Origin of the sequence: Rhodococcus sp. ACT016 (assembly GCF_050477185.1) — a bacterium.
GTDB lineage: Bacteria > Actinomycetota > Actinomycetes > Mycobacteriales > Mycobacteriaceae > Prescottella.
On record NZ_JBEAET010000001.1, the window covers coordinates 3,936,663 to 3,958,018 of the forward strand.

Sequence of the window (21,356 nt, forward strand, 5' to 3'; positions counted from 1 at the left end):
GGCGCCCCGTGGCGGTGGCTCGGGGCGCCGCGTTCATCGGTCGGATCGAAGTGGCCGGATCGGTCGAGAACCTGTGGGCTACGACCGCCGGCCCCGGATTACGCCTTCGGCGTGATCACGTTCGGGTTCAGGTACTTGGTGGAGATGCGGTCGGCGTTGAGATCGGTGCCCCACGTCGACGGATCGGTCTTGATCAGGTACTTCGGGTCGCACTTGAACTCGCCCTGCTGCGTGGGGAACGCCTGGGAGTACTCGGCGCCCTTCAGCTCGACCATCAGGCCGCACTGGGCCGGGGTGTTGGTGCCGGGGTCGCTGACGGCGTGCAGGCCGCCACCGTCCCACTCGTGGATCTTCGACAGCTCGGTGATCATGCACTGACGGGTCAGGTCCGAACCGCACTCCTTTGCCGCGGTGGCCCACAGCAGGAACGACGAGGTGGACTGCATACCGAGCAGCGCGGTCTTGCCGCCCTTGGCCGTGACGAGGTCCTTGTACTGCTTGACCGCCGGGTTGGCGTCGTTCTCGAGCATCTGGAAGGTCATGTCGGCGTTGAGGTTGTCGAGCAGACCGGTGTCCTTGTTGAAGGACTGGACGGCGTTGCCGTACCACGTGGCCTCACCGAAGATGATCGGATCGAGCCCGACCTGGTCGACGGCCTTGATGAAGTTGAACTCGGCCGGCACCGGCGAGCGCGAGGTCCACATGCCCTTGGCGCCGCACTGCTTGAGCTTCTCCGCGAACGGGACGTAGCTGGCCTCGCCCTCGTAGTTGAGCGTGATGCCGCAGTCCTTGAGCGTGAAGCCGGCGGCCTCGGCCATGGACTTCGTCTTGGTCAGCGAGGTGATGATCGTGGGCATCGTCGAACCGACGAGCGTGAAGTCGCTCTTCATGTCGGGATGCATCTCGCCCATCTGGAACCAGGCGGCAGCGTTGGCGACGTCGACCGGGAACGGCACGCCCTGGTACGTCATCGGGCCGTTGGCCGCATCCGGGGAGACGGTGAAGCCCGGAACCGCGGCCATGTTGCAGGCGACGCGGGTCTGCTCGGACGTCTGGTCCATGGCGAAGCCGTGGCCGACCATCATGAACTGGCTGCGGCAGGCGTCCTGCATGACCGAGTTGGCCTGCGTCATGGCGGCGTCGTAGTCGGTGCCGACGATCTTGCGGCCGTTGATGCCGCCCTGCTCGTTGCACCAGTCGATCATCGCGGAGACGGCGTCGGACATCTCCTTGTTGAGGCCCGGGCTCTTGGCGTAGCCGCGGTCGTCGCCGTAGCCGATCTTGATCTCGGTGTCGGTGACGCCCTGGTCGGTGGCGCCCTTCGCGTCGCCCGTACCGCACGGGGAGGCCAAGGTGCCGAACTTCTCGGCGGCGGTGGACGACGACGCCTTCGCGTCACCCGATCCGGTACCCGGCACGACCGCGTCGCCGCTGCGGTCACCGGCACAGGCCGAGACCAGGGCCGCGGTCGCGGCGAGTGCCACGACCAACTTGGCTGTCTTGTTTCTCTTCACGGTCGGTGAATCTCCTTCTCAGTGCCCGAGACCGGGCCGGGGTAGAACCAACGGATCGAAAACCTGTCCGGACCTGCGGCGATGACCGATATCAGCGCGCCGACCGGAAGTCACGCAAAACCTAGGTAAAGCAAGTGTTTTCTTTAGGTAAAGAACTGGAAGGGCAGCTCACCCCGACCGCTGCCGCCATCCCGCCACCGACCTTCCCGAGCTCCACTCACCGGGAAGCTCCGTTCCCGGTGGCGAGGACCGTAACGAGCATCACACCGCCCCCCAGACGCCGGTCCCGGTGAGTGAGACAACTCCGTGATGGTCGACACACCGCTCGAAAAACGTGAGTGTTCACACACCCAAGGAACCGTCATGCGAGGTGATGGGAAGTTGAGAGCCAGCGCACCGCCGATTCACCGGATGCTCGCTGTACTTTTACGCGTTGGATACGCACAATTCGCTTGTGACCGCAGAGCTCGTCGTTCTCTTGGTAGTGGTCGTCACTGCCCTCGCTTTCGATTTCACGAACGGCTTCCACGACACCGGGAACGCGATGGCCACCTCCATCGCCACCGGCGCACTACGACCGAAGGTCGCAGTGGCACTCTCTGCAACCCTCAATCTGATCGGCGCTTTCCTCTCCGTCGAAGTCGCGGCCACCGTCGCGAAGGGGGTGGTCAACCTCCAGTCCGTCAGCGGCGAAGCGCTGCTGCTGATCGTGTTCGCCGGCCTCGTCGGCGGCATCCTGTGGAATCTCGCGACCTGGCTGTTCGGCATGCCGTCCAGCTCGTCGCACGCACTCTTCGGCGGGCTCATCGGCGCAGCCATCGCCTCGATCGGAATGGACGGCGTCGAGTGGGGCGGCGTGCTGGGCAAGGTCATCCTGCCCGCGCTGCTCGCCCCCGTCGTCGCGGGACTGGTCGCGACCGTCGGCACCCACCTGATCTACCGCATCACCAGGGACATTCCCGACGACGAGAAGAGCAGGGGCTTCCGGATCGGCCAGGTGGGCACCGCGTCGCTCGTCTCGCTGGCGCACGGCACCAACGACGCCCAGAAGACGATGGGCGTCATCTTCCTGGCGCTCGTCGCCCACGGGTCGCTCTCCGCGGACGCCGAGATGCCGTTCTGGGTCAAGCTCAGCTGCGCCATCGCGATCGCGCTCGGCACCTACCTCGGCGGTTGGCGCATCATCCGCACGCTCGGCAAGGGCCTGGTCGAGATCGCCGCACCGCAGGGCATGGCCGCCGAATCGTCGTCCGCGGCGATCATCCTGACCTCGAGCCACCTGGGCCTGCCGCTGTCGACCACACACGTCGCGACCGGATCGATCATGGGTACCGGCCTCGGCCGCAAGGGCTCCGAAGTCCGCTGGGGCGTGGCCGGCCGCATGGCCGTCGCGTGGCTCATCACGCTTCCGTCCGCCGGCATCGTCGGCGCGATCTGCTGGGCACTGGCACACCTGATCGGTGGACTGCCCGGCGTCCTCGTCGTCTTCGCCCTGCTGGTTGCGCTGTCGATCTTCATGTACCTGCGCTCGCGCCGCCAACCGATCGACCCGAGCAACGTCAACGCCGAGTGGGACGGTGGCCTGACACCCGCCGCGGAGAGCGCGCCCGGCGCCGCGGTCGCGGTAACCGACCAACTCGCCGACGCAGACCAGACCACCCGAAGCAACACCTGAGAGGAGACGACCGATGGATCTACTGACGCAGACCGCCAACTCGCTGTGGCAGGTCGTCCTCGTGGGACTTCTCTTCGGGGCGGGCCTGCCGGCCGTCTTCGCGCTGGGCCTCAAGAGCCTGTCCGTGGGCGCACGGACGAACGCGGACGGGACGACCACGGCGTCCACTCCGGGCAAGATCGGCGCGGCCGCGTGCTTCGCCGTCGTGCTGATCGCGATCATCGCCGGGATACTGATGTTGATGCAGAACTTCCTGGCCAGCAGCTTCGGCATCCACGTCTTCTGAGCGGGGCCCCTACCCCATCCACACCCCCGCTCCCATCGTGAAAGTGATCGCAACCGTGAACAACAAGTACTCGCTCCGCTCGGTACTCGATTGGCTCCGCGCCGGCTACCCGGAGGGCATTCCGGCCAAAGATCACTTCGCGCTGCTCGCGGTACTGGGCCGCCGCCTCACCGACGAGGAGATCGGGCAGGTCGTCGACCTCTCCATCGCGACCGCGCACGAGCACCCCGCTCGACACGTCGACTACGACGCCCTCAAGAGCATCATCGCCGGCATCATCCACGAGGAACCCACCGAGGAAGACATCGCCCGCGTCACCGAACGCCTCGTCGCGGGCGGGTGGCCCGTCGTCGGAGACGACACCGAAGCACCCGCCGGGGACGACCAGGAAGCCTCGGACAGCGAGAGCTGACGGACCGAGTTCAGGAGCATCATTGAGCCTGCCTCCGTTTCTCGCCTCGATCATCGACTGGCTGCGCGCCGGCTACCCGAACGGTGTGCCCGAGCAGGACTACGTCCCCCTGTTCGCCCTCCTCACCCGACGCCTGTCGGAGGAGGAGGTCGACCTCGTGACGGCCGCGCTCGTCGAGCACGGCGACCTGCCCATCTCCAAGACCGATATCCAGGTCCTGATCACCAAGATCACGAACGAGATGCCGCTGGAATCCGATGTGGACAGGGTGCAGTCGCACCTGTCCTCCGGTGGCTGGCCGCTTGCGGGCCCGCCCCTCCCCTGACCGCGCGGGGGCCGGTACTCCGGTCGTGAAACCATCGACGGGTGAGCGCGCTCCTGCACACCCTTCCGATCCCTTCCGGCAGCGAGGTGGCCTCGGTTCTGCCGACGCTCGAACGAGTGCTCGACGGCGGTGGTCCACCGCTCCTGCCGGTACCGGAAGGAGACCGGAAGGAGACCGATCGGCTCACCCGCGCCCTGCATCCGGGCGAGGCGATCGACGACGTCCCTGGCGCCGACGACGTCGCGCTCGTGATGGCGACGTCGGGCACCACCGGCGTGCCGAAGGGCGCGATGCTCACCGCCCGGGCACTGCGCGCGAGCGGCGACGCGACGCACCGGCGTCTGGGCGGTCCCGGGTCGTGGCTGCTGGCCTTGCCGGCGCATCACATCGCCGGCATGCAGGTGCTGCTGCGCAGCCTGCTGGCCGGTCGGCCACCCATCGTCGTCGATGTCACGGCGGGCTTCGATCCCGACGACCTGCCGACCGCGGTCGAAGCGATGACCGGCCCGCGCCGCTACACCTCGCTCGTGCCGACGCAGCTGGTCAAGGCCCTCGACCATCCTGGAGCGACGGAGGCGCTGGCCTCGCTCGACGCGGTCCTGCTCGGCGGTGCGGCAACGCCGGCGCCGCTGCTGCGCCGCGCGCTCGACGCCGGGATCCGGGTGGTGCGGACCTACGGGATGAGCGAGACGTGCGGCGGGTGCGTCTACGACGGCCTCCCCCTCGACGGCGCGATCGTCCGTATCGCCGACGACTCCCGCGTCGTGCTGGGCGGCGACATGGTCGCGTCGGGCTATCGCGGACTGCCGGGGCACCCGGCCTTCGCCGAGCCCGGGTGGTTCCGGACCGACGATGCCGGCACCGTGTCCGGCGGAGTCCTCACGATCCACGGCCGGCTCGACGAGGCGATCTCCACGGGCGGACTCACCGTCGTGCCACAGGTGGTCGAGTCGGTGCTCCTCGAGCATCCGGGCGTGCGCGAGTGCGCCGTCCTCGGCGTGCCGGACGATCGCCTGGGTCAGCGTGTGGTCGCGGCGATCGTCCCCGCCGCGGGGTGCGCGCCCACCCTCGAGGAACTGCGCGAACATGTCCGCGGCGCGCTCGATGCCACCGCGGCGCCGCGCGAGGTCCGACTGCTCGACGCGCTGCCTCTGCGCGGGCCGGGCAAGACCGACCGCAACGCGCTGCGGACGTCCTGGGACCGGACTCGCTGACCGTCCGGAACGCGGGTAGTTGAACAAGCAATTGAAAGTTCTTCGAACTTCGCGGTTCGAAATACAATCGTTACAGAGCTGCCAATCCGCCTCGTACGTCCGGGTTTCCGCTGTTCACATTCGTTACCGACTGGTAGGAATGTCCGATCCGGGTCGAACGGTAAAGTCCGCACCTTACCCAATTCGGGGATTCGCCTTGCGCGAACTTGACCCAGCATCGATGCTGACGCAAGTGATCTTGGTTGTCGGGGACAAGACACCGCGATCACTCATCCGTCAGTGACATTTCCAACGAATGAGGGGTTGTTCATGCACATCCGTACCCGGAAGGCGCTCACCCGCACGGTCAGTGGCGTCGCGATGGCCGCAACGGCTGCTCTCGCCGTGCCTGCGCTCGCGACCGCCGCGCCCGCGGTCTCGGCACCGAAGATCACCGCGTCTGTCGATGCCCACGCCATCACGGTGACGGTTGAGAACACCAACACCGACGCCGGCACGACGTGCGGCGCCTACGCGATCGTCGCCTCCAAGGTCTCCGAACTCGAGAAGGACCCCACCAAGCTCCTCGAACCCGGATTCGCGGCATGGAAGGTCGCGTCGAAGGATCGCGTCGCTGCCGCGAGCACCAAGGAGTTCACCACGCCGAACTTCAACGACGGCGTGTACGCCGTGATCGGCGAGTGCACGTCGGCTTCCGGCGTTCCCGCGGTGAGCCAGCCCAAGATCGTCAGCCTGCCCGAGAACGCGCTGTTCGGCAGCCTGGAGAACGGCGCACTGAAGAACATCGTCGAGTTCCTCACCAGCGGGAACATCGACGGCCTGATCAAGGCGATCTCGGCGGGCTCCTCGCAGCCGGCGTAACGCCACTGGTCCTGCGCGGCGGCCCGGCTGTAGGTCGGGGATGTCCGGGCCGCCGCGCATCTTCCCCCCTTTTTGCACGACACCGGTTGCACGAGGTGCATCCGACGTCGTTCCTGTCGCGGGTGATCCCCGCCCTGCGTTCGTCCACGAACCCCGGCAGAGGTCCACTTCCCACCGCTGAAAGGACACGATCATGCGTGCACGATCCACCACAATCCTCACCCGCGCTGCCGTCGGCGGCGCGGTTGCCACCGCCGCACTGCTGGCCGGCCCCGCACTCGCGTCGGCCACACCCGCCCAGGAGTTCACCGGACCGGTCCTGACGACCGAGGCACACGACAACGTCGTCACCGTCACGGTCGGCAACCCCAACGTCGAATACCCGATGAGCACGTGCGGCGCGGTAGCCGTCGACGCCGCGAAAGCGCCTCAGGCCCTGGACGATCCGACCAAGCTGCTCGAGCCCGGCTTCGTCGTGTGGACCAGCGGTCTCGAAGCTGTCACTCCGGGCGCCACCACGTCGTACACGACAGCGCCGCTCGCCGACGGCGTGTACGCGTTCGTCGGCGCCTGCATCTCGCTGTCCAACCCCACGCCGGTGCTCGGTCAGCCTCAGCTCGTCCACATCGGTGAGGCGTTCGGCAGCCTCGAAACGGTGACCGGCAGCCTCGGCGACCTCATTCCGAACCTCGGCGATCTGCTCGGTGGCCTGCTGAAATAACACGAACCCTCCGGAAGACCCGGGGCCGCGGTGTACACACCGCGGCCCCGGTGTGTGTCCGCCTCCGAACGACGCGACAGGCGCTCGTACGCACCGCGCAAGGGCCCTGCAAGGGCGCTGCAAGAGGGCCACGCAAAGGTGAGGTCATGAACCTCGACACCTCACCCCCGGCGATCGAAGCCGTCGGGCTCGTCAAGACGTTCGGGCAGCAGCGCGCCGTGGACGGCGTGAGCCTCACCGTGCCGACCGGCTCGGTGTACGGCGTCCTCGGCCCCAACGGCGCCGGCAAGACCACCACGGTCCGGATGCTCGCCACCCTGCTGCGCCCCGACGGCGGCCAGGCCCGGATCTTCGGCCGCGACGTCGTCCGTGAATCGACCGCGGTCCGCTCCCTCGTCGGCGTCACCGGCCAGTACGCGTCCGTCGACGAGGACCTCACCGCCACAGAGAATCTCGTGATCTTCTCGCGGCTGCTGGGCCTGAGTCGTGCCGACGCGAAGCGCAAGGCGACCGAACTCCTCGAGGAGTTCGCGCTGACCGAGGCCGCATCGAAGCCGCTCAAGAACTTCTCGGGCGGCATGCGCCGGCGCCTCGACCTGGCGGCCAGTCTGATTGCCCGTCCCCCGCTGCTGTTCCTCGACGAGCCCACCACCGGGCTCGATCCGCGCACCCGCGCGCAGATGTGGGACACCATCCGCCGCCTCGTCGCCGAGGGCTCGACGGTCCTGCTCACGACGCAGTACCTCGACGAAGCCGACCAACTGGCCGACCGGATCGCGGTGATCGACCGCGGCCGGGTGATCGCCGACGGCACCGCGGACGAACTCAAGGCATCGGTCGGCGTATCGGCGCTGCAACTGTCACTCGCGGACCGCGGCCGGATCGACGAGGCCCGGATCCTCATCTCCAGCGCACTCGGGCTCGACGCGACCGTCACACCCGAGTCGGGCCGCATCACCGCGCCGCTGGCGGATCCGTCGATCACCGCGGATCTACTTGTGCGACTGCGCGATCACGGTATCGCGGTCGACGAGATCACCGTCTCCAAGCCGAGTCTCGACGAGGTCTTCCTCACCATCACCGGTCACGACACCGCCGAATCCGAAGGGAGCGCCGCATGACCACCACCCTCACCTCGCCCTCGACCACGACGACGACCGGCACCCGGACCGTCGCGGCCGTCGATCGCATCAGCCTCCGGGACTCCGTCGTCCACAGCTTCACGATGGCCTACCGCGGCATCCTGAAGATCAAGCACAATCCCGAGCAACTGTTCGACGTGGTGATCCAGCCGATCATCTTCACGTTCATGTTCACGTACATCTTCGGAGGCGCGATCTCCGGGGACGTGAAGTCGTACCTGCCGATCATCATCCCGGGCATCCTCGTGCAGACCGTCATCACGACGTCGATCGTGACGGGCACCCAGCTACGCGAGGACATGGACAAGGGCGTCTTCGACCGGTTCAAGTCGCTGCCGATCGCCCGGATCGCGCCGCTGTCCGGGGCACTGCTCGCCGACGTCGTCCGGTATCTGATCGCGACGACCATCACGATCGTCGTCGGCATCGCGATGGGCTACCGCCCGGGCGGCGGATTCGTGGGCGTCGCATCCGCCGCGCTGCTGGTCATGGTGTGCGCGTTCGCAATCAGCTGGATCTTCGCGCTCATGGGTGTGCTGATGAGCAAAGCCTCTGCCGTGCAGGGTGTCTCGATGATGATCCTGTTCCCGCTGACCTTCATGTCCAACGCGTTCGTGCCGGCCGACACGATGCCAGGCTGGATGCAGGCGTTCGTGAACGTCAACCCGGTCTCGCATCTGGTGACCGCGGTCCGCGAGCTCGCCAACGACGGCCACTTCGGAATCCACGCGGTGTACGCGCTGCTGGGCGCGGCTGTGATCGTCGCGATCATGGCGCCGCTGACGGTGCGCACCTACATGCGCAAGGCCTGACGGCTCACCCCTCCGACAGCGCCAGAAGCTCGAGAATCTCGTGACGCGCGGCGGCGCGCGGTGTCCCCTGGACGGACGCCAGCGCCGCCGCGACGGCGTCGTCACCGACCACGGCCCCGGCCGCATCGAGGTTACGGTCGAGACGCATCGACGGATAGTCCTGTCGTGCATGCACTCTCGTCGCCAGAGCAAGAAGCCGTAACTCCCGTTCGACGACACCGCGGCCGGTGGCGATTCGGTAGCCGGCGACGGCGCACGCCACCGCGCCGGTTTGCGGTAGATCCGGGTAGCCACCGGGTCCCAGCCGCTGCATCGACACCACCGCGATCCGGTCGGCGAGATCGGCCACGGGCTCGGGGCGTCCGGCCAGCACGTGGGCATCCACGGCCGCGGCAGCCACCATGATCTCGAACGGGTCGGCCGGAAGCTCCGCCGCGAGGCCGCCGGCGTGCCCCACCGCACGCCGGTACTCGGCCAGCCCCCGATCGACTGCGCCGACGGCCAGATCCGACTCCGCGGTGCTCGCCGACAGCGACGCCTGGTTGTGCGTGTCCTCGTTGTTCGCACTCTTGCTCGGCGCGTTCGCATGCATCGGGGCGAGCGTCGCGAGTTCGGACCGGGCCTCGGCGATCCGGCCGGCCCCGACGAGGGCGGCCACCATGAAGCCCCGCACCTGCAGGCTCTCGTCGTACAGGTGCAGGTCCCACAACCCCTCGGCGGAACGCCGGTAGAAGCCGACGGCTTCGTCGTACCGTGCGGACTGCGCGCACAGGCTGCCGAGGTGCTGACACACCATCGCCAGCCCCCAAGTGTCGTTCGTGTGTTCGGCCAGATCGAGCGCCAGCCGGGCATCCGATTCCGAGCCGAAGAGGTCGCCGTTGTTCTCCCGGAGGTTGGAGCGCGCCATCAACGCAGAACTGCGCGCGCCGGCATCGGCAGAGCGCACCGCCGTCGCCAGTGCCCGTGCCAGGCCGCGCCCGGACCCGGGCACCAGGATCAGCGTTGCGTTGACCCGCGACGACTCGCTGATGTCGGTGCGGGTGGCGAGCAGCCGCCGCAGGCGCATCCGGGCGATCGCAACCGAGCGCAGATTGCCACCCATCGCCATGTGGGCTGCGGCCAGCGCGTACGCCGACGCCAGGTGGTCACCCGGGACGTCCTCCGGATCGAGCCCCGAATCATCGAGTTCGATCACGCGCGGAACCCACGTGAAGACCTCCGAGTGCGCACCCCGTAGGGCCCACATGCCGCCGAGCACCGGGAAGACCGTGAGAACAGTGCGAACCGACTTCTCCGACAGCGCGTAGCGCAGTACCGCGAGCAGATTGTCGTGCTCGGCCTCCACTCGGTGCGCCGCCGCGATCTGCCGGCCGGACATGAAGTCGTGGAACACCTCTCGCGACATTTGCTCCGCCCACGCGACAGTTCGAGCGCTCACCTCGGCGGCTTCGTCGTCGTCCGACTGGTCCTCGCCGAACTCCCGCACGGTCTCGAGCATGTGGTAGCGCAACCCCACCGAGTCGGCGCCGGCGGCGGGTTCCACCACCGACAGCATCGACTGGTTCACCAACCCCTCGAGGGCATCGGCGACGTCGGCGACCTCGCCCCACTGGGCGACCGCGACGGCGGCCTCGGATGTGAAGCCACCGGGGAACCGGCACAGTCGGCGCAGCGCAGCGCGTTCGGGATCCTCGAGCAGGTTCCAGCTCCAGTCGATGACCGCCCGCAAGGTGCGGTGCCGCTCGGGCGACGTGCGGTCGCCCGAGCGCAGCAACGCGAACCGGTCGACGAGTCGGGCGTTGATCTCCTCGACGCTGAGCGTGCGGACCCGGGCCGCGGCGAGTTCGATCGCGAGCGGCAGACCGTCCAGCGTCCGGCAGAGCCGCTCGACCTCACCGCGGTCAAGACGCACCGAGGGCCGCACCGCAAGGGCCCGGGTCCGGAACAGTTCGACCGCGGGGGAACCGTCGTCGTCGATTGCCAACGGGGGCAACGGATAAACCGCCTCCGCCGTGATCGCCATCGGCGCGCGACTGGTGGCCAGGACCGTCAGGTGCGGGCTCGCCGAGATGAGGTCGGACACCACATCGGCGACGTCGTCGATCAGGTGCTCGCAGTTGTCGAGGATCAGCAGGGACGGCCGCGCCGCCAACACGTCCCGCAGCCGCTGACGCGCGTCGTGGATCCGGGTGCGCGTGAGCCCGCCCGGGACGAGATCGGCCTCGCTCAGGCCCAGCGTGCCGCTGATCGCGGCGATGACGTCCTCGCCGCTGCGCAGCGGGGCCAGTTCGACGAGTGCGACCGGCATCCGCGCGGAGATCTCGCCGCCGAGCGCGTGGGCCACCCGGGTCTTCCCGGTACCGCCGGGACCGAGAACCGTCACGACACGCGACGACGCCAGCAGCAGTTCGAGCGCGGCCAGATCGGTCTTCCGTCCGAGCAACGGGTTGGGCGCCGCCCGGAGCCCGATGACGGTGGGCAGCACGCGGTTCGCCGACTCCGGCTCGTCGACCGCGACGCCGCCACCGGACGTCGATTCTTCGGCCGGCCCACCCCGCAGGATCGTGGCGTTGAGATCGACCAGCCGGACGGACGGATCGACGCCCAGTCGGTCCGCCAGTCGGCCCCGCAGATCGGCGAACACCTCGAGCGCCTCGTTGGACCGCCCCGCACCGTGCAGGCACTCCATGAGCAGCGCGTGCGCTCCCTCGTCGAGCGGGGACGCGCCGGCTGCGGCACGGGCGATCGGCAATGCGTCGCCGTACTCCCCGGCAGCGACGAGCGCCGCGAGTTCGACAGCGTCGAGAGCACGCCGGTGGGTTGCCGCCTCCGTCGCCAGATCGTCGGCGAGGCCACCGTCGGGCAGATCGGCGCCGGGCTCACCACGCCAGAGAGCACGAGCCTGCCGGACCGCGTCGAGCGCACCCTGCTGGTCGCCGTCGGCGTGGCACTGTCCCGCCCGTCGCGCGAGTGTGCGCGCCCGCGCCAGGTCCACCTGCTGCGGGTCGAGCGTCAAACGGTAACCGGCCGGGCCCGCCTCGACGGCGCCGTCGGGCAACACCGACCGTAAACGTGAGATCTGGGTGTGCAGGGCGTTCGCCGGCGACTTCGGCGGGGTGTCGCCCCACACGTCCTCGACGAGTGCCGCCGCGCTGCGGCTGTGCCCCGGACGTCGGGCGAGGGCCACCAGCAGGCTGCGGGCACGCGGCCCGGGCAGCGGTACCAGGACGTCGTCGCGCCGCGTGGAAACCGCACCCAACAGCGCCACCTCGACCGGCGGTTCCGTGGGCGCCGGAGTCTGCGAATGGCTCGTCACGGGTTGCACCGGCGACCAGCCTATGGGAGGAGCCGACCGTGCGGCTACCCGATTCGGCCGGGGTGAAAGGATCGGGGCATGGCTTCTGTGTCGCAGTGGATCGAGGGCGCTCGTCCACGCACCCTCCCGAACGCGATCTCCCCCGTCCTCGCCGGTACCGGCGCGGCCGCGTCCCTGGGCGGTGCGGTGTGGTGGAAGGCGCTGCTCGCACTGGTCGTCTCGCTCGCGCTGATCGTCGGCGTGAACTTCGCCAACGACTACTCGGACGGCATCCGCGGAACCGACGACGAGCGGGTCGGCCCGCTGCGTCTCGTCGGTTCCGGGCTCGCGTCACCCTCCGCGGTCAAGGCCGCGGCAATGAGTTGTTTCGCGGTGGCGGCGGTGGCCGGCATCGTTCTGGCCCTGGTCTCGGCGTGGTGGCTGATCCTGGTCGGCGCGGTGTGCATCCTGGGCGCCTGGTACTACACCGGCGGCAAGAAGCCGTACGGCTACAGCGGATTCGGCGAGATCGCGGTGTTCGTGTTCTTCGGCCTCGTCGCCGTCCTCGGCACCGAGTTCGTCCAGGCCGACCGCGTCGACTGGGCCGGGCTGGTCGCCGCGATCGCGGTGGGCTCGTTCTCGAGCGCGGTGCTCGTCGCGAACAATCTGCGCGACATCCCCACCGACACCGAGTCCGGGAAGATCACGCTCGCAGTCAAACTCGGCGACGCACGGACCCGCACGCTGCATCTGATGCTGATGGTCGTCCCGTTCGTCGCCACCCTCGCGCTGTTGGTGCGGACGCCGTGGGCCCTCGTCGGCCTTCTCGCTCTTCCGCTGGCGGTCAAGGCGAACGCGCCGATCCGCACCGGCGGCCGCGGACCGGCGCTGATCCCCGCCCTCGCGATCACGGGCATGTCCATGTTGGTGTGGTCCGCGGCCACCGGGCTGGCCCTCGGGCTGGGCTGAGCCCCACAGCCACGCCGGAATCGGCTGCCGCTCAGGCGCGGTGCCCGAGCACGTTCACGACCCGGCCGTCCGGGTCGCGGACGAAGAACCGTCGCACGCCCCACTCCTCGTCCTGCAACGGGTGGACGATGGTCGCGCCGCGCGCGACCATCGTCTCGTAGACGGCGTCGACGTCGTCCACCTCGATGCTCATGTCGGGATGCACCGGCGCGGTCGCGTCGTCGCCCATGATCGTCACCTGGGCGGTGGGATTCGACGGCGACGCCATCGTCGTCACCCACCCCTGGTTCATCACCTCGACCAGCCCGAGAGCGCCGTAGAACTCCCGGCTCTCGTCGATGGAACGTGCGTGGATGTCGGGCACGACCCGCCTGATCGTCATGTCAACGCTTGTCCGGCACGAGGGCGCTGAGCACGAAGTTCACCAACGAGATGATCAGCGCACCCCACACGGCGGTCCAGAAGCCGTCGATGGTGAGGCCCCAATCGGTCTGCGAGCTGAGCCATGCCGTGAGCAACAGCATCAGCGCGTTGATCACGAGCGTGAACAACCCGAGCGTCAGGATGAGCAGCGGCAGCGAGAGCAATTTCACGATGGGCTTCACGAACGCGTTGACGACGGTGAAGACCAGCGCGATGCCGAGCAGGATCAGGATGTCCGTGCCGGTGCCCTGGCCCGAGTCGGCAATGTAGATGCCACTCAGCCACTGCGCGGCGAGCCAGATGGCGATCGCGTTGATCACCAGGCGAATCACGAATGTCATGGCCTCATGCTGGCACGAACCGGCCCGGCAAGGTGCGCGCCCGTGACGTCGCGCCGGTCACGGCCGCCGCACCACGGCGGCGTTCAACCGGAGCCGCTCGTGCAGGAAATGCTCGATGACGCCGATCTCGTCCTCGGTGCACGCGAGCAGGACCTTCACCTCGACGTCGCGTTTCGTCAGATCCGCGGTGAGCGCAACCCCCACGATGCCGACGCCGTCGGCCGACCCGCGGAACACGTCCACGCCCTCGCCGTCGCCGCCCGCGGTGTCCTCGAGGAATCCGTAGTCGACGGGGTAGACGACCTCCGGGAACCGTGGGTGCGCGCTGCCGCGCGGACGATCGATCCGAAGAGGCGCCTTGCGGACCAACTGATCCAGGGCCGAGAAGTACGCCGCCAGGTTCGTGTCCATACTTCCAGCGTGCCACGAAAGCCGAGGCGGCAGCCGCGAACCGGAGGCACGATACTCGGAGAACGAGGACAATGCACGCATCCATCCACTACGCTCGCAACATGACCGCGTGCCGTGTCAACTGGTGGACGGCCCTCGCCGCCGCCGCGTTGCTCGTCGCCGTCGGATTCGTGGCCTCGCAACTCGCACACCTGACCGACGGGTCGGCCACGGCGGGCCGCGAGTACGGCGAGAGCCAGGCCGTGATGTACAACCAGTTCGCCACCAGCGATCCGACCGATCAGCAGATCCACCAGTGGTGCAGCACCGGCGCCCAACTGTCCGCCGACACCCAGATCTGGTATCGGGGCGGCATCATCCAGGTGGGTGAACTCGACCAGAAGCGTTTCGCGGAAGGCTGTTTCGAGACCTACCGCGCCGCGACGCGATAACCGGTCAACGCGCGGCGACGGCCCCGTCGACGGCGATCTGCAGGTTCTCCGCGACCAGTCGCCTGATGTCCATCGGTGTCGTCGGCAGGTCGACGACCGGAGCACCGACGTAGACCTCGGCCGATCGGCCTGTGTCCGGGTTCGGCCCGTAGCTGATGCCGATGCTCACCAGTGCCGGCGGCGCACCGAGTTTGCCGGCCTTGACCGCGATGTGCCCGACACCGCTGTTGATCTGCTGCAGGCGGGTCGGATCGCCCTCGTTGCAGGTGCCCTCCGGGAAGATCGCGAGGACGTCGCCGCGGGCGAGACGTTCGGCCGAGATCTCCATCATGCGACGACCGGCGTCGGCGACGGCCCGGAGGCCGTGGTTCTTGCTGCGGAACACCGGAATCGAGCCCATCAGGTCCACCCTGCGGCGCAGGCCCGGCTCGGCGAACAGTTCGTCCTTCGCCAGGACCCGCGTCCTCCCGATCGCCCGGCGCAGCGGGGTCTGCCACGCGGTCGCGGCGAGCGTGTACTGGTCCCGCTCGGTCAGGTGGTTCGCGACGACGATCAGCGGCGTCCCCGACGCGAGCAGGCCCCGAAGTCGCTCCCGCGCACCGTCTGCGTACCGGACCTGTGGGCGGAAGCGCGCACTCAGCGTGGCGTAGGCCGCCTTGGCGAGGACCCGGTTCTGCTGGTGATCGCGGTAGAAGCGGTAGACGTCCTCGTAGTTGTCGAGCGTGACTTCGGGCCGGGTCATGTCGAGTCTCTCCTTCGGATCCCCACCCGACGACCACGGTACACAACCTACGGAACCGTAGGTTGAGTACCGTGGTCGATCCCGACGGCCCCTCAGGTCACGGGTTGCGCGGACGATTCGTCCAGCCGCCCTCGGGCTTCGGGAACCAGCCGCCGGCCGCGAACGTGCCGCCATCGACGTGCACCGTCGAACCGGTCGTGTAGCGCCCGAGATCGGAGGCCAGGAACAACGCGGCACCGGCTACGTCGTCCGGCTGCCCCGGCCCGCCCAGAGGCGCCCAGGTGGGCCACTTGGCCCACTCCTCCTCCGACACCAGATCGGTGTACGGCACCTGCACCGACTCGATGAGGTCCGGCGCGATCGCGTTGACCCGGACGCCGATCCGCCCGACCTCGACCGCCAGGCTGCGGCTGAACTGGGTCACCGCCGCCTTGTACGCCGCGTACACGCTGTGCCCGGGGATCGCCCGGTGCGCCTCGACCGTCGTGAGGTTCACGATCGAACCACCGCGGCCCCGGTCCGCCATGCCCGGCAGTACCGCGTGCGTGAGTCGCAGGACGTGGTCGAGGTTGATGCCGCCGACCTGCGCCCAGAACTCGGGGTCCGTCTCGGCGAACGGCCGTGGCGGACGCAGGAAGTGTCCGACATTGTTCACCAGGACGTCCGGCGCGAATTCCACGATCCGCCCCGGCACGACCGGCTCGAGGACGTCGCATGCGAGGACCTCGATCGAACCGCCCGCAGCGGCGTCGAATTCGAGCGCACGGGCCGCCTCGACATCGACGTCGGCGACGAGTACGGCGGCACCGTGCGACGCGAACGAGCGGGCGATCGACGCCCCGATCCCGTGCGCACCCCCGGTGACGACGGCCCGCTGACCGGGCAGCAGGGGGCCAGGGCGAAACGCCGGGCGGGACGACTGCGCAGACTGCGCGGGTTCTGACGGCACAACTTCCTCCTCGAAGTGGGGACAGACCGATGATCGAGCCCACTGCCGCACTCGCACACGGTATTTCCCGGCCAGCGAGAAACGCGGGGGTGCGCATTTCCGTGCGGGTCGCCCGACGCGCACCGCGCCCGCGTGGTTAGCCTCGAACCGAAGGACCCCACCAAACGAACGGGAGAAATCACCATGCTGAGCAAGACCGCCAACTCCGCTCTCGCCGCCGCCGGACTGGTCGGCGGATACGCCGTCGCTCGACAGACCGGCAACCGCCAGCTCGGCGGTGCGGTTCTCGCGGGCGTCGGCACCGTCTGCACCTACAACTGGGCCAAGAGCTCGGGCCCGGGCCGCGCGGCCGCCCTGCTGGGGACCTACATCGGCGCGTTCGGCGGCTCGCATCCGCTGGCGAAGAAGATCGGCGCATGGCCGTCGGTAGGCGTCGTCGCCGCCGGCACCGTGATCGCGTCGCAGGCCCTCACGAAGTCTTCCGCCCGAGGCTGACGGATGATCCGCCTCGCCGAACCCGCCGACCTGCCTCGTCTCCAGGAGATCGAGGTGGCGGCGGGCTCGGCCTTCCGGACGGTGGGGATGGACGCGATCGCCGACGATCAGGCACCCCCGATCGCGTGGTTCGAGGAGTACCGCACCGACGGCCGCGTCTGGGTGTGGGCCGAACGAGCGGCCCCCGCGGTGGCGTTCTGCGTCGTCGACATCATCGACGGCAATGCACACCTCGAGCAGGTGTCGGTGCATCCCGAACAGGCGCGACAGGGACTGGGCGCGGCGTTGATCGACCACATCGAGGAATGGGCCCGCGACCGCGGCCTACCCGAGATCACGCTCACCACATTCGTCGACGTGCCGTGGAACGCGCCGTACTACACGCGCCTGGGATTCGGCATCGTCGCCGACAGCGACCTAGGCCCCGGCCTACGCACTGTCCGCGAGCACGAGGCCGAGCGAGGTCTGGACCGCTGGCTCCGGGTCGCGATGACCCGGCACGTCCCGATCGACCCGACCGACGGTGGACGGCCGGAAGGCCGCCGCTAGGCGGTCCAGCGCCCGGTACGGACGAATTCGTCGAGCACGGCCGTCGGCCCGGACAGGTCGATCCCCTCGGACGCCACCCAGTGGTCGTCGAAGTACGTGCCGGAGTACCGCTCGCCGCCATCGCACAGCAGCGTCACGACGCTGCCGCTGCGCCCCTGCTCGAGCATCTCGGCAACCAGCCCGAACGCACCCCACAGGTTGGTACCGGTCGAACCGCCCACCTTGCGTCCGAGCACGGCGCTGGCGTGCCGCGTCGCGGCGATCGAGCCCGCGTCGGGCACCTTGACCATCCGGTCGACCACCTGGCCGATGAACGACGGCTCGACCCGCGGACGTCCGATGCCCTCGATCCGCGATCCGCGACCCGATGTGACGGCGCAATCGCTGCTCTGCCAGGCATCGAAGAAGACGGAGTTCTCCGGGTCCACGACGCACAGGCCGGTGTCGAAGGTGCGGTAGCGCAGGAAACGGCCGATCGTGGCGCCGGTGCCACCGGTGCCGGCACCCACGACGATCCACTCCGGGATCGGATGCTCCTCACGCTGGAGTTGCGTGAAGATGCTCTCGGCGATGTTGTTGTTGCCACGCCAGTCGGTGGCACGTTCGGCGTGAGTGAACTGATCCATGTAATGGCCGCCGCTCTCGGCCGCCAGGCGCTGCGACTCGGTGTAGATGCTCGACGGGTCCGTCACGAAGTGACAGCGACCGCCCTGCGCCTCGATCAGGGCGATCTTCGCCGGGCTGGTGCTCGCCGGCATGACCGCGACGAACTCGAGCCCCAACAGCTTCGCGAAGTATGCCTCGCTCACTGCGGTCGACCCGGACGACGCCTCGATCACCGTCGTGTTCTCGGTGACCCAGCCGTTGCAGATCGCGTACAGGAACAGTGAGCGTGCCAACCGGTGCTTGAGGCTGCCGGTGATGTGAGTGGATTCGTCCTTGAGGTACAGCTGCACGTTCCACTCGGGCGGCAGCGGGTAACGCAGCAGGTGCGTGTCGGCGCTGCGCTGGGCGTCGGCCTCGATGAGGCGGACAGCATTGTCGACCCAGACCCGCGAGCTCCGACGGTCGACGACGGCCGTCACCGGCGGTCCTCACCCCGGAGCTTGGCATGCAGGTCGGCCTTCTCGGCGCGACGCTTCGCGTCGACCGCCGAGATGTCCAGGTTGACCCTCTTGCGGAGCTTGGCGAAGAGAACCAGCGACAGCGGCAGTGCGATGAGCACCGCGAACAACGCGGCGACGATCAGCGGCACGTCGACCCCGAACGCCTTGGCGCCGAAGAGGATGACGACCGCGAGGACCACCACGAGGCCGAGACGGGCCACCGAGTACAGGACGACGTCGCGGACGAGCGTCCCCGTCGTCACGGCACCAGCGGACGCACTGGTCTCATTGCGGGCCTGGTCAGGACGGTTCTGCGCTGCATCACTCACAGGACCAGGGTACCGATCGCCAGGCGGGCGCCTCGTGAGGCCAGGGGCTCGACACCCGCGGCGAGCTTCGCGAACGTCGAACCCGCTCCCCCGAATGGCGGAGGTCGCATCAGGTTGCCCACTTTCCTGTCATCACCTACCCGATGGGGCGGTCCCCTCCTTCGGCTTCGGATAGGCCCGATACGCACGGAGAAGTCAGGCCCACCCTAGGGGTGGTCGGACCTGTTCGTGGCGAGATCGCCGATTCGTTTGCCCAGCCGAGACCTCACAGTCCGACTAGTCCGATTTGTCTATTACCTCCCCTTTACCAACTTTAGATTGTTCGAGTACCCGGGGGTTCTGGTGCCACTATGTCGGAGCCGGTCGACAAACGAACCGGTCCCGAATCTCCCCACCCGGTCCATCCGAGCGATGGACCCCGACACTTGGAGGATCGATGAGCGCACCCACCTATAACGGCGCCAAGGAAGCCCTACTGACCCCGGGCCAGGTCGCCGCACTGTTCCATGTCGACCCCAAGACCGTCACGCGTTGGGCGCACGCCGGCCGGCTCGGATCTCTGCGCACCCCCGGAGGACACCGGAGGTTCCGCGAGGCCGAGGTGATGGCGCTGCTCTCTTCCCTGACGACCGAAGCGCATCACGCGTAATCGATGCAGCCCGATTGGACGTCCGCCAGGTAGATACCCGGTCAGCCCGGACGCGGCTACCCTCGTAACAGGAGGTGCACCGTGATCTACCTACTGGCGTTCATCGGCCTGGTTACGCTCGCTGTCCTGTTCTGGAAGGCGTTCGGTCCGACCGCCACCACGGCCGTCCGAGGCGGCAGCGACAGCAGGGTCGGCAGAGCCGTCGGACCCGACGACGACCCCGAGTTCCTGTGGCGTGTGGATCGTGAGAACCACCGTCGACAGTCGGGGCCGCGGCCCGGACCCGACACCCCCACAGATCCCGAGGGCTGATCGGCGCCCGTCTCCCGACGGGCGCTGGTTCGCGCCCACACCGGCCTTGGTTCCCGACGTCGGGGCAACGGCGCCCGGTGGTGACGGCGCCTCGTGGCGAACGCCTGATGATGAAGGCCGCCTAGCAGAGCAGATCGAACAGGCAAACGACGACGGTCGCCGTGCACCCGCACGGCGACCGTTTCTCGTTCTCCGGCGTCTCGTTCTCCAGCGTCTCGTTCTACAGCGTCTCGTTCTACAGCGCCTCGTTCTACAGCGCCCCGCGCAGGCCCCGTACGCCCCGAAGTAGCCGAAGGGACCCTTCGTGCGCTCACAGCGCGCGAAGGGTCCCTTCGACTGAAGCCTTCTGAGGCCGTCCGGAGCCCTCGCGGGTCCGGTACCGCGGTCAGTTCAGGCCGGCGTAGGAGTGCAGGCCCGAGACCACCATGTTGATGATGAACAGGTTGAACAGCATCGCGATGAATCCGGCGACGTTGATCCAGGCGGCGCGGGTGTCACGCCAGCCCGACGTCGCGCGGGCGTGCAGGTAGGCCGCGTAGACGACCCACGCGATGAAGGACACGGTCTCCTTGGGATCCCAGCCCCAGAATCGACCCCACGCGGCCTCGGCCCAGATCGCGCCGAGGATGATGCCGGCACCGAACAGCGGGAACGCGACGATCGTCGTCTTGTAGGCGAGACGGTCGAGGGTCTGGGCGTCGGGCAGGCGCTGGGCCAGCTTGCCGAACGGGCCGGTGCCCTCATTACCCTTCGGGAACCGGATGCGGTAGAGGAACAGGATGCTGGCGACACCGGAGACCATGAAGATGCCGCTGCCGATGCTGATGATCGTGACGTGGATCGGCAGCCAGAACGACCGCAGTGCCGGCACTACCGGAGCCGCGTCGGCGTAGAGCACGGTCGCCGCGAGGAACATCAGGATCAGCACGGGAACGAGCAGGAACACGAACAGGTCGGCGTTCTTGCGCAGTGCCACGATGCCCGCGATGACGGCGGCCGCACAGGCCATCGTCACGAACTCGTACATGTTGCCGAGCGGGAACCGCTCCGTCGCGAAGCCACGCAGCACGATCGAGGCGACGTGCAGCACGATGCCGACGACCAGGAGCGCGTAGCCCATGCCGGCGAACTTCTCCGACAGCGTCTTGCCGGGCTTGTCGACCACCCGGCCGGGCGCCTGCCCGGTAGGTGCGGTAGTGCTGCTGCCGCCGGCGCCGGCGCCGACGAGTTCGCGCTCATGCTCGCGCTGCTGGACGTCGCGTGCGCGCATCGACGCGTAATGCGCGATCAGCAGCACCGTGGCGAGGACGTAGATCGCAAACGCCGACTCGAACGACCAGTCGCTGTAGCGAGCGAGTGTCTCGTTGATCGTCATATGTTTCATCTCCTGCGC

General features: G+C 68.4%; 25 protein-coding genes. 15 read left to right on the forward strand and 10 right to left on the reverse strand.

The window, feature by feature from the left end:
* Nucleotides 1-98: 98 nt before the first annotated feature.
* On the reverse strand, nucleotides 99-1,514 hold the full coding sequence (locus ACQ5DX_RS18075; RefSeq protein WP_430333869.1) for an ABC transporter substrate-binding protein: 1,416 nt from the start codon (nucleotides 1,512-1,514) through the stop codon (nucleotides 99-101).
* A 454-nt stretch (nucleotides 1,515-1,968) separates the two neighbouring features.
* On the opposite strand from ACQ5DX_RS18075, the gene ACQ5DX_RS18080 reads away from it, so the two are divergent.
* The 9 genes from ACQ5DX_RS18080 (at nucleotide 1,969) to ACQ5DX_RS18120 (ending at nucleotide 8,962) form a co-directional block, all read left to right on the forward strand.
* A complete protein-coding gene (locus tag ACQ5DX_RS18080) occupies nucleotides 1,969-3,189 on the forward strand; it encodes an inorganic phosphate transporter (protein ID WP_430333870.1) in 1,221 nt (406 codons plus the stop codon).
* A gap of 13 nt (nucleotides 3,190-3,202) precedes the next feature.
* Entirely contained in the window at nucleotides 3,203-3,475 is a 273-nt protein-coding gene (locus tag ACQ5DX_RS18085; protein ID WP_430333871.1) for a hypothetical protein, read from the forward strand.
* A gap of 43 nt (nucleotides 3,476-3,518) precedes the next feature.
* Complete coding sequence (locus ACQ5DX_RS18090; RefSeq protein WP_430333872.1) at nucleotides 3,519-3,887, forward strand: DUF3349 domain-containing protein; 369 nt, start codon at nucleotides 3,519-3,521, stop codon at nucleotides 3,885-3,887.
* A gap of 22 nt (nucleotides 3,888-3,909) precedes the next feature.
* Nucleotides 3,910-4,212 (forward strand): DUF3349 domain-containing protein, encoded by a 303-nt coding sequence (locus ACQ5DX_RS18095; protein WP_430333873.1) that lies wholly within the window; start codon nucleotides 3,910-3,912, stop codon nucleotides 4,210-4,212.
* A 41-nt stretch (nucleotides 4,213-4,253) separates the two neighbouring features.
* Nucleotides 4,254-5,426, forward strand: a complete 1,173-nt coding sequence (gene menE, locus ACQ5DX_RS18100; protein WP_430333874.1) for an o-succinylbenzoate--CoA ligase — start codon at nucleotides 4,254-4,256, stop codon at nucleotides 5,424-5,426.
* Nucleotides 5,427-5,735: 309 nt separating this feature from the next.
* Nucleotides 5,736-6,287, forward strand: a complete 552-nt coding sequence (locus ACQ5DX_RS18105; protein ID WP_430333875.1) for a hypothetical protein — start codon at nucleotides 5,736-5,738, stop codon at nucleotides 6,285-6,287.
* 193 nt (nucleotides 6,288-6,480) lie between these two features.
* Nucleotides 6,481-7,008, forward strand: coding sequence for a hypothetical protein (locus tag ACQ5DX_RS18110; protein ID WP_430333876.1), 528 nt, complete (start codon nucleotides 6,481-6,483; stop codon nucleotides 7,006-7,008).
* Between the two features lie 146 nt (nucleotides 7,009-7,154).
* Nucleotides 7,155-8,129, forward strand: a complete 975-nt coding sequence (locus ACQ5DX_RS18115) for an ATP-binding cassette domain-containing protein (RefSeq protein ID WP_430333877.1) — start codon at nucleotides 7,155-7,157, stop codon at nucleotides 8,127-8,129.
* Complete coding sequence (locus ACQ5DX_RS18120; protein ID WP_430333878.1) at nucleotides 8,126-8,962, forward strand: ABC transporter permease; 837 nt, start codon at nucleotides 8,126-8,128, stop codon at nucleotides 8,960-8,962. The genes ACQ5DX_RS18115 and ACQ5DX_RS18120 overlap by 4 nt, the downstream gene beginning before the upstream one ends.
* A 4-nt stretch (nucleotides 8,963-8,966) precedes the next feature.
* Here the strand turns inward: ACQ5DX_RS18120 and ACQ5DX_RS18125 are convergent, their stop codons facing one another.
* Nucleotides 8,967-12,287, reverse strand: a complete 3,321-nt coding sequence (locus tag ACQ5DX_RS18125) for a BTAD domain-containing putative transcriptional regulator (RefSeq protein ID WP_430333879.1) — start codon at nucleotides 12,285-12,287, stop codon at nucleotides 8,967-8,969.
* A gap of 69 nt (nucleotides 12,288-12,356) precedes the next feature.
* Here ACQ5DX_RS18125 and ACQ5DX_RS18130 point away from each other — a divergent pair, with 69 nt between their 5' ends.
* Entirely contained in the window at nucleotides 12,357-13,226 is an 870-nt protein-coding gene (locus tag ACQ5DX_RS18130; protein ID WP_430333880.1) for a 1,4-dihydroxy-2-naphthoate polyprenyltransferase, read from the forward strand.
* A 31-nt stretch (nucleotides 13,227-13,257) separates the two neighbouring features.
* Here ACQ5DX_RS18130 and ACQ5DX_RS18135 read toward each other — a convergent pair whose 3' ends face one another.
* Genes ACQ5DX_RS18135 through ACQ5DX_RS18145 form a run of 3 tightly spaced genes read right to left on the reverse strand, consistent with a single transcriptional unit; the run spans nucleotide 13,258 to nucleotide 14,401 of the window.
* Nucleotides 13,258-13,608: a VOC family protein gene (locus ACQ5DX_RS18135; RefSeq protein ID WP_430333881.1), complete on the reverse strand. Its 351-nt coding sequence runs from the start codon at nucleotides 13,606-13,608 to the stop codon at nucleotides 13,258-13,260.
* A gap of 1 nt (nucleotide 13,609) precedes the next feature.
* The gene (locus ACQ5DX_RS18140; RefSeq protein WP_430333882.1) at nucleotides 13,610-13,990 is read right to left on the reverse strand and encodes a phage holin family protein; all 381 of its coding nucleotides are present in this window, start codon (nucleotides 13,988-13,990) and stop codon (nucleotides 13,610-13,612) included.
* Between the two features lie 57 nt (nucleotides 13,991-14,047).
* On the reverse strand, nucleotides 14,048-14,401 hold the full coding sequence (locus tag ACQ5DX_RS18145) for an inorganic pyrophosphatase (protein ID WP_430333883.1): 354 nt from the start codon (nucleotides 14,399-14,401) through the stop codon (nucleotides 14,048-14,050).
* Nucleotides 14,402-14,502: 101 nt separating this feature from the next.
* On the opposite strand from ACQ5DX_RS18145, the gene ACQ5DX_RS18150 reads away from it, so the two are divergent.
* Entirely contained in the window at nucleotides 14,503-14,832 is a 330-nt protein-coding gene (locus ACQ5DX_RS18150; protein ID WP_430333884.1) for a succinate dehydrogenase, read from the forward strand.
* A 4-nt stretch (nucleotides 14,833-14,836) separates the two neighbouring features.
* On the opposite strand, the gene ACQ5DX_RS18155 is transcribed toward ACQ5DX_RS18150, so the two are convergent.
* Nucleotides 14,837-15,574: a lysophospholipid acyltransferase family protein gene (locus tag ACQ5DX_RS18155; protein ID WP_430333885.1), complete on the reverse strand. Its 738-nt coding sequence runs from the start codon at nucleotides 15,572-15,574 to the stop codon at nucleotides 14,837-14,839.
* A gap of 97 nt (nucleotides 15,575-15,671) precedes the next feature.
* Entirely contained in the window at nucleotides 15,672-16,523 is an 852-nt protein-coding gene (locus ACQ5DX_RS18160; protein ID WP_430333886.1) for an SDR family NAD(P)-dependent oxidoreductase, read from the reverse strand.
* Nucleotides 16,524-16,706: 183 nt separating this feature from the next.
* Here ACQ5DX_RS18160 and ACQ5DX_RS18165 point away from each other — a divergent pair, with 183 nt between their 5' ends.
* Nucleotides 16,707-17,018: a hypothetical protein gene (locus tag ACQ5DX_RS18165; RefSeq protein ID WP_430333887.1), complete on the forward strand. Its 312-nt coding sequence runs from the start codon at nucleotides 16,707-16,709 to the stop codon at nucleotides 17,016-17,018.
* Nucleotides 17,019-17,021: 3 nt separating this feature from the next.
* Nucleotides 17,022-17,567, forward strand: a complete 546-nt coding sequence (locus ACQ5DX_RS18170; RefSeq protein WP_430333888.1) for a GNAT family N-acetyltransferase — start codon at nucleotides 17,022-17,024, stop codon at nucleotides 17,565-17,567.
* Here ACQ5DX_RS18170 and ACQ5DX_RS18175 read toward each other — a convergent pair.
* A complete protein-coding gene (locus tag ACQ5DX_RS18175; RefSeq protein ID WP_430333889.1) occupies nucleotides 17,564-18,652 on the reverse strand; it encodes a PLP-dependent cysteine synthase family protein in 1,089 nt (362 codons plus the stop codon). The genes ACQ5DX_RS18170 and ACQ5DX_RS18175 overlap by 4 nt on opposite strands.
* A complete protein-coding gene (locus ACQ5DX_RS18180; RefSeq protein ID WP_430333890.1) occupies nucleotides 18,649-19,002 on the reverse strand; it encodes a DUF4229 domain-containing protein in 354 nt (117 codons plus the stop codon). The genes ACQ5DX_RS18175 and ACQ5DX_RS18180 overlap by 4 nt, the downstream gene beginning before the upstream one ends.
* Nucleotides 19,003-19,438: 436 nt before the next feature.
* Between ACQ5DX_RS18180 and ACQ5DX_RS18185 the strand changes: the two genes are divergently transcribed.
* Together ACQ5DX_RS18185 and ACQ5DX_RS18190 are read left to right on the forward strand one after the other, a co-directional pair.
* The gene (locus tag ACQ5DX_RS18185) at nucleotides 19,439-19,651 is read left to right on the forward strand and encodes a BldC family transcriptional regulator (RefSeq protein ID WP_430333891.1); all 213 of its coding nucleotides are present in this window, start codon (nucleotides 19,439-19,441) and stop codon (nucleotides 19,649-19,651) included.
* A gap of 81 nt (nucleotides 19,652-19,732) precedes the next feature.
* A complete protein-coding gene (locus ACQ5DX_RS18190; protein ID WP_430333892.1) occupies nucleotides 19,733-19,963 on the forward strand; it encodes a hypothetical protein in 231 nt (76 codons plus the stop codon).
* 385 nt (nucleotides 19,964-20,348) lie between these two features.
* Here ACQ5DX_RS18190 and ccsB read toward each other — a convergent pair whose 3' ends face one another.
* Nucleotides 20,349-21,338 carry a c-type cytochrome biogenesis protein CcsB gene (gene ccsB, locus ACQ5DX_RS18195; protein ID WP_430333893.1) on the reverse strand — a complete coding sequence of 330 codons (990 nt, stop codon included), beginning with the start codon at nucleotides 21,336-21,338 and terminating at the stop codon, nucleotides 20,349-20,351.
* Nucleotides 21,339-21,356 lie beyond the last annotated feature (18 nt).

Excerpts from the sequence above, each read along its gene's own strand:
- ACQ5DX_RS18130 (WP_430333880.1), top strand. The coding sequence starts at position 12,357 with ATGGCTTCTGTGTCGCAGTGGATCGAGGGCGCTCGTCCACGCACCCTC.
- ACQ5DX_RS18150 (WP_430333884.1), top strand. The coding sequence starts at position 14,503 with ATGACCGCGTGCCGTGTCAACTGGTGGACGGCCCTCGCCGCCGCCGCG.
- ACQ5DX_RS18115 (WP_430333877.1), top strand. The coding sequence starts at position 7,155 with ATGAACCTCGACACCTCACCCCCGGCGATCGAAGCCGTCGGGCTCGTC.
- ACQ5DX_RS18185 (WP_430333891.1), top strand. The coding sequence starts at position 19,439 with ATGAGCGCACCCACCTATAACGGCGCCAAGGAAGCCCTACTGACCCCG.
- ACQ5DX_RS18120 (WP_430333878.1), top strand. The coding sequence starts at position 8,126 with ATGACCACCACCCTCACCTCGCCCTCGACCACGACGACGACCGGCACC.
- ACQ5DX_RS18170 (WP_430333888.1), top strand. The coding sequence starts at position 17,022 with ATGATCCGCCTCGCCGAACCCGCCGACCTGCCTCGTCTCCAGGAGATC.
- ACQ5DX_RS18105 (WP_430333875.1), top strand. The coding sequence starts at position 5,736 with ATGCACATCCGTACCCGGAAGGCGCTCACCCGCACGGTCAGTGGCGTC.
- ccsB (WP_430333893.1), bottom strand. The coding sequence starts at position 21,338 with ATGACGATCAACGAGACACTCGCTCGCTACAGCGACTGGTCGTTCGAG.
- ACQ5DX_RS18085 (WP_430333871.1), top strand. The coding sequence starts at position 3,203 with ATGGATCTACTGACGCAGACCGCCAACTCGCTGTGGCAGGTCGTCCTC.
- ACQ5DX_RS18145 (WP_430333883.1), bottom strand. The coding sequence starts at position 14,401 with ATGGACACGAACCTGGCGGCGTACTTCTCGGCCCTGGATCAGTTGGTC.
- ACQ5DX_RS18140 (WP_430333882.1), bottom strand. The coding sequence starts at position 13,990 with ATGACATTCGTGATTCGCCTGGTGATCAACGCGATCGCCATCTGGCTC.
- ACQ5DX_RS18155 (WP_430333885.1), bottom strand. The coding sequence starts at position 15,574 with ATGACCCGGCCCGAAGTCACGCTCGACAACTACGAGGACGTCTACCGC.
- ACQ5DX_RS18165 (WP_430333887.1), top strand. The coding sequence starts at position 16,707 with ATGCTGAGCAAGACCGCCAACTCCGCTCTCGCCGCCGCCGGACTGGTC.
- ACQ5DX_RS18110 (WP_430333876.1), top strand. The coding sequence starts at position 6,481 with ATGCGTGCACGATCCACCACAATCCTCACCCGCGCTGCCGTCGGCGGC.
- ACQ5DX_RS18135 (WP_430333881.1), bottom strand. The coding sequence starts at position 13,608 with ATGACGATCAGGCGGGTCGTGCCCGACATCCACGCACGTTCCATCGAC.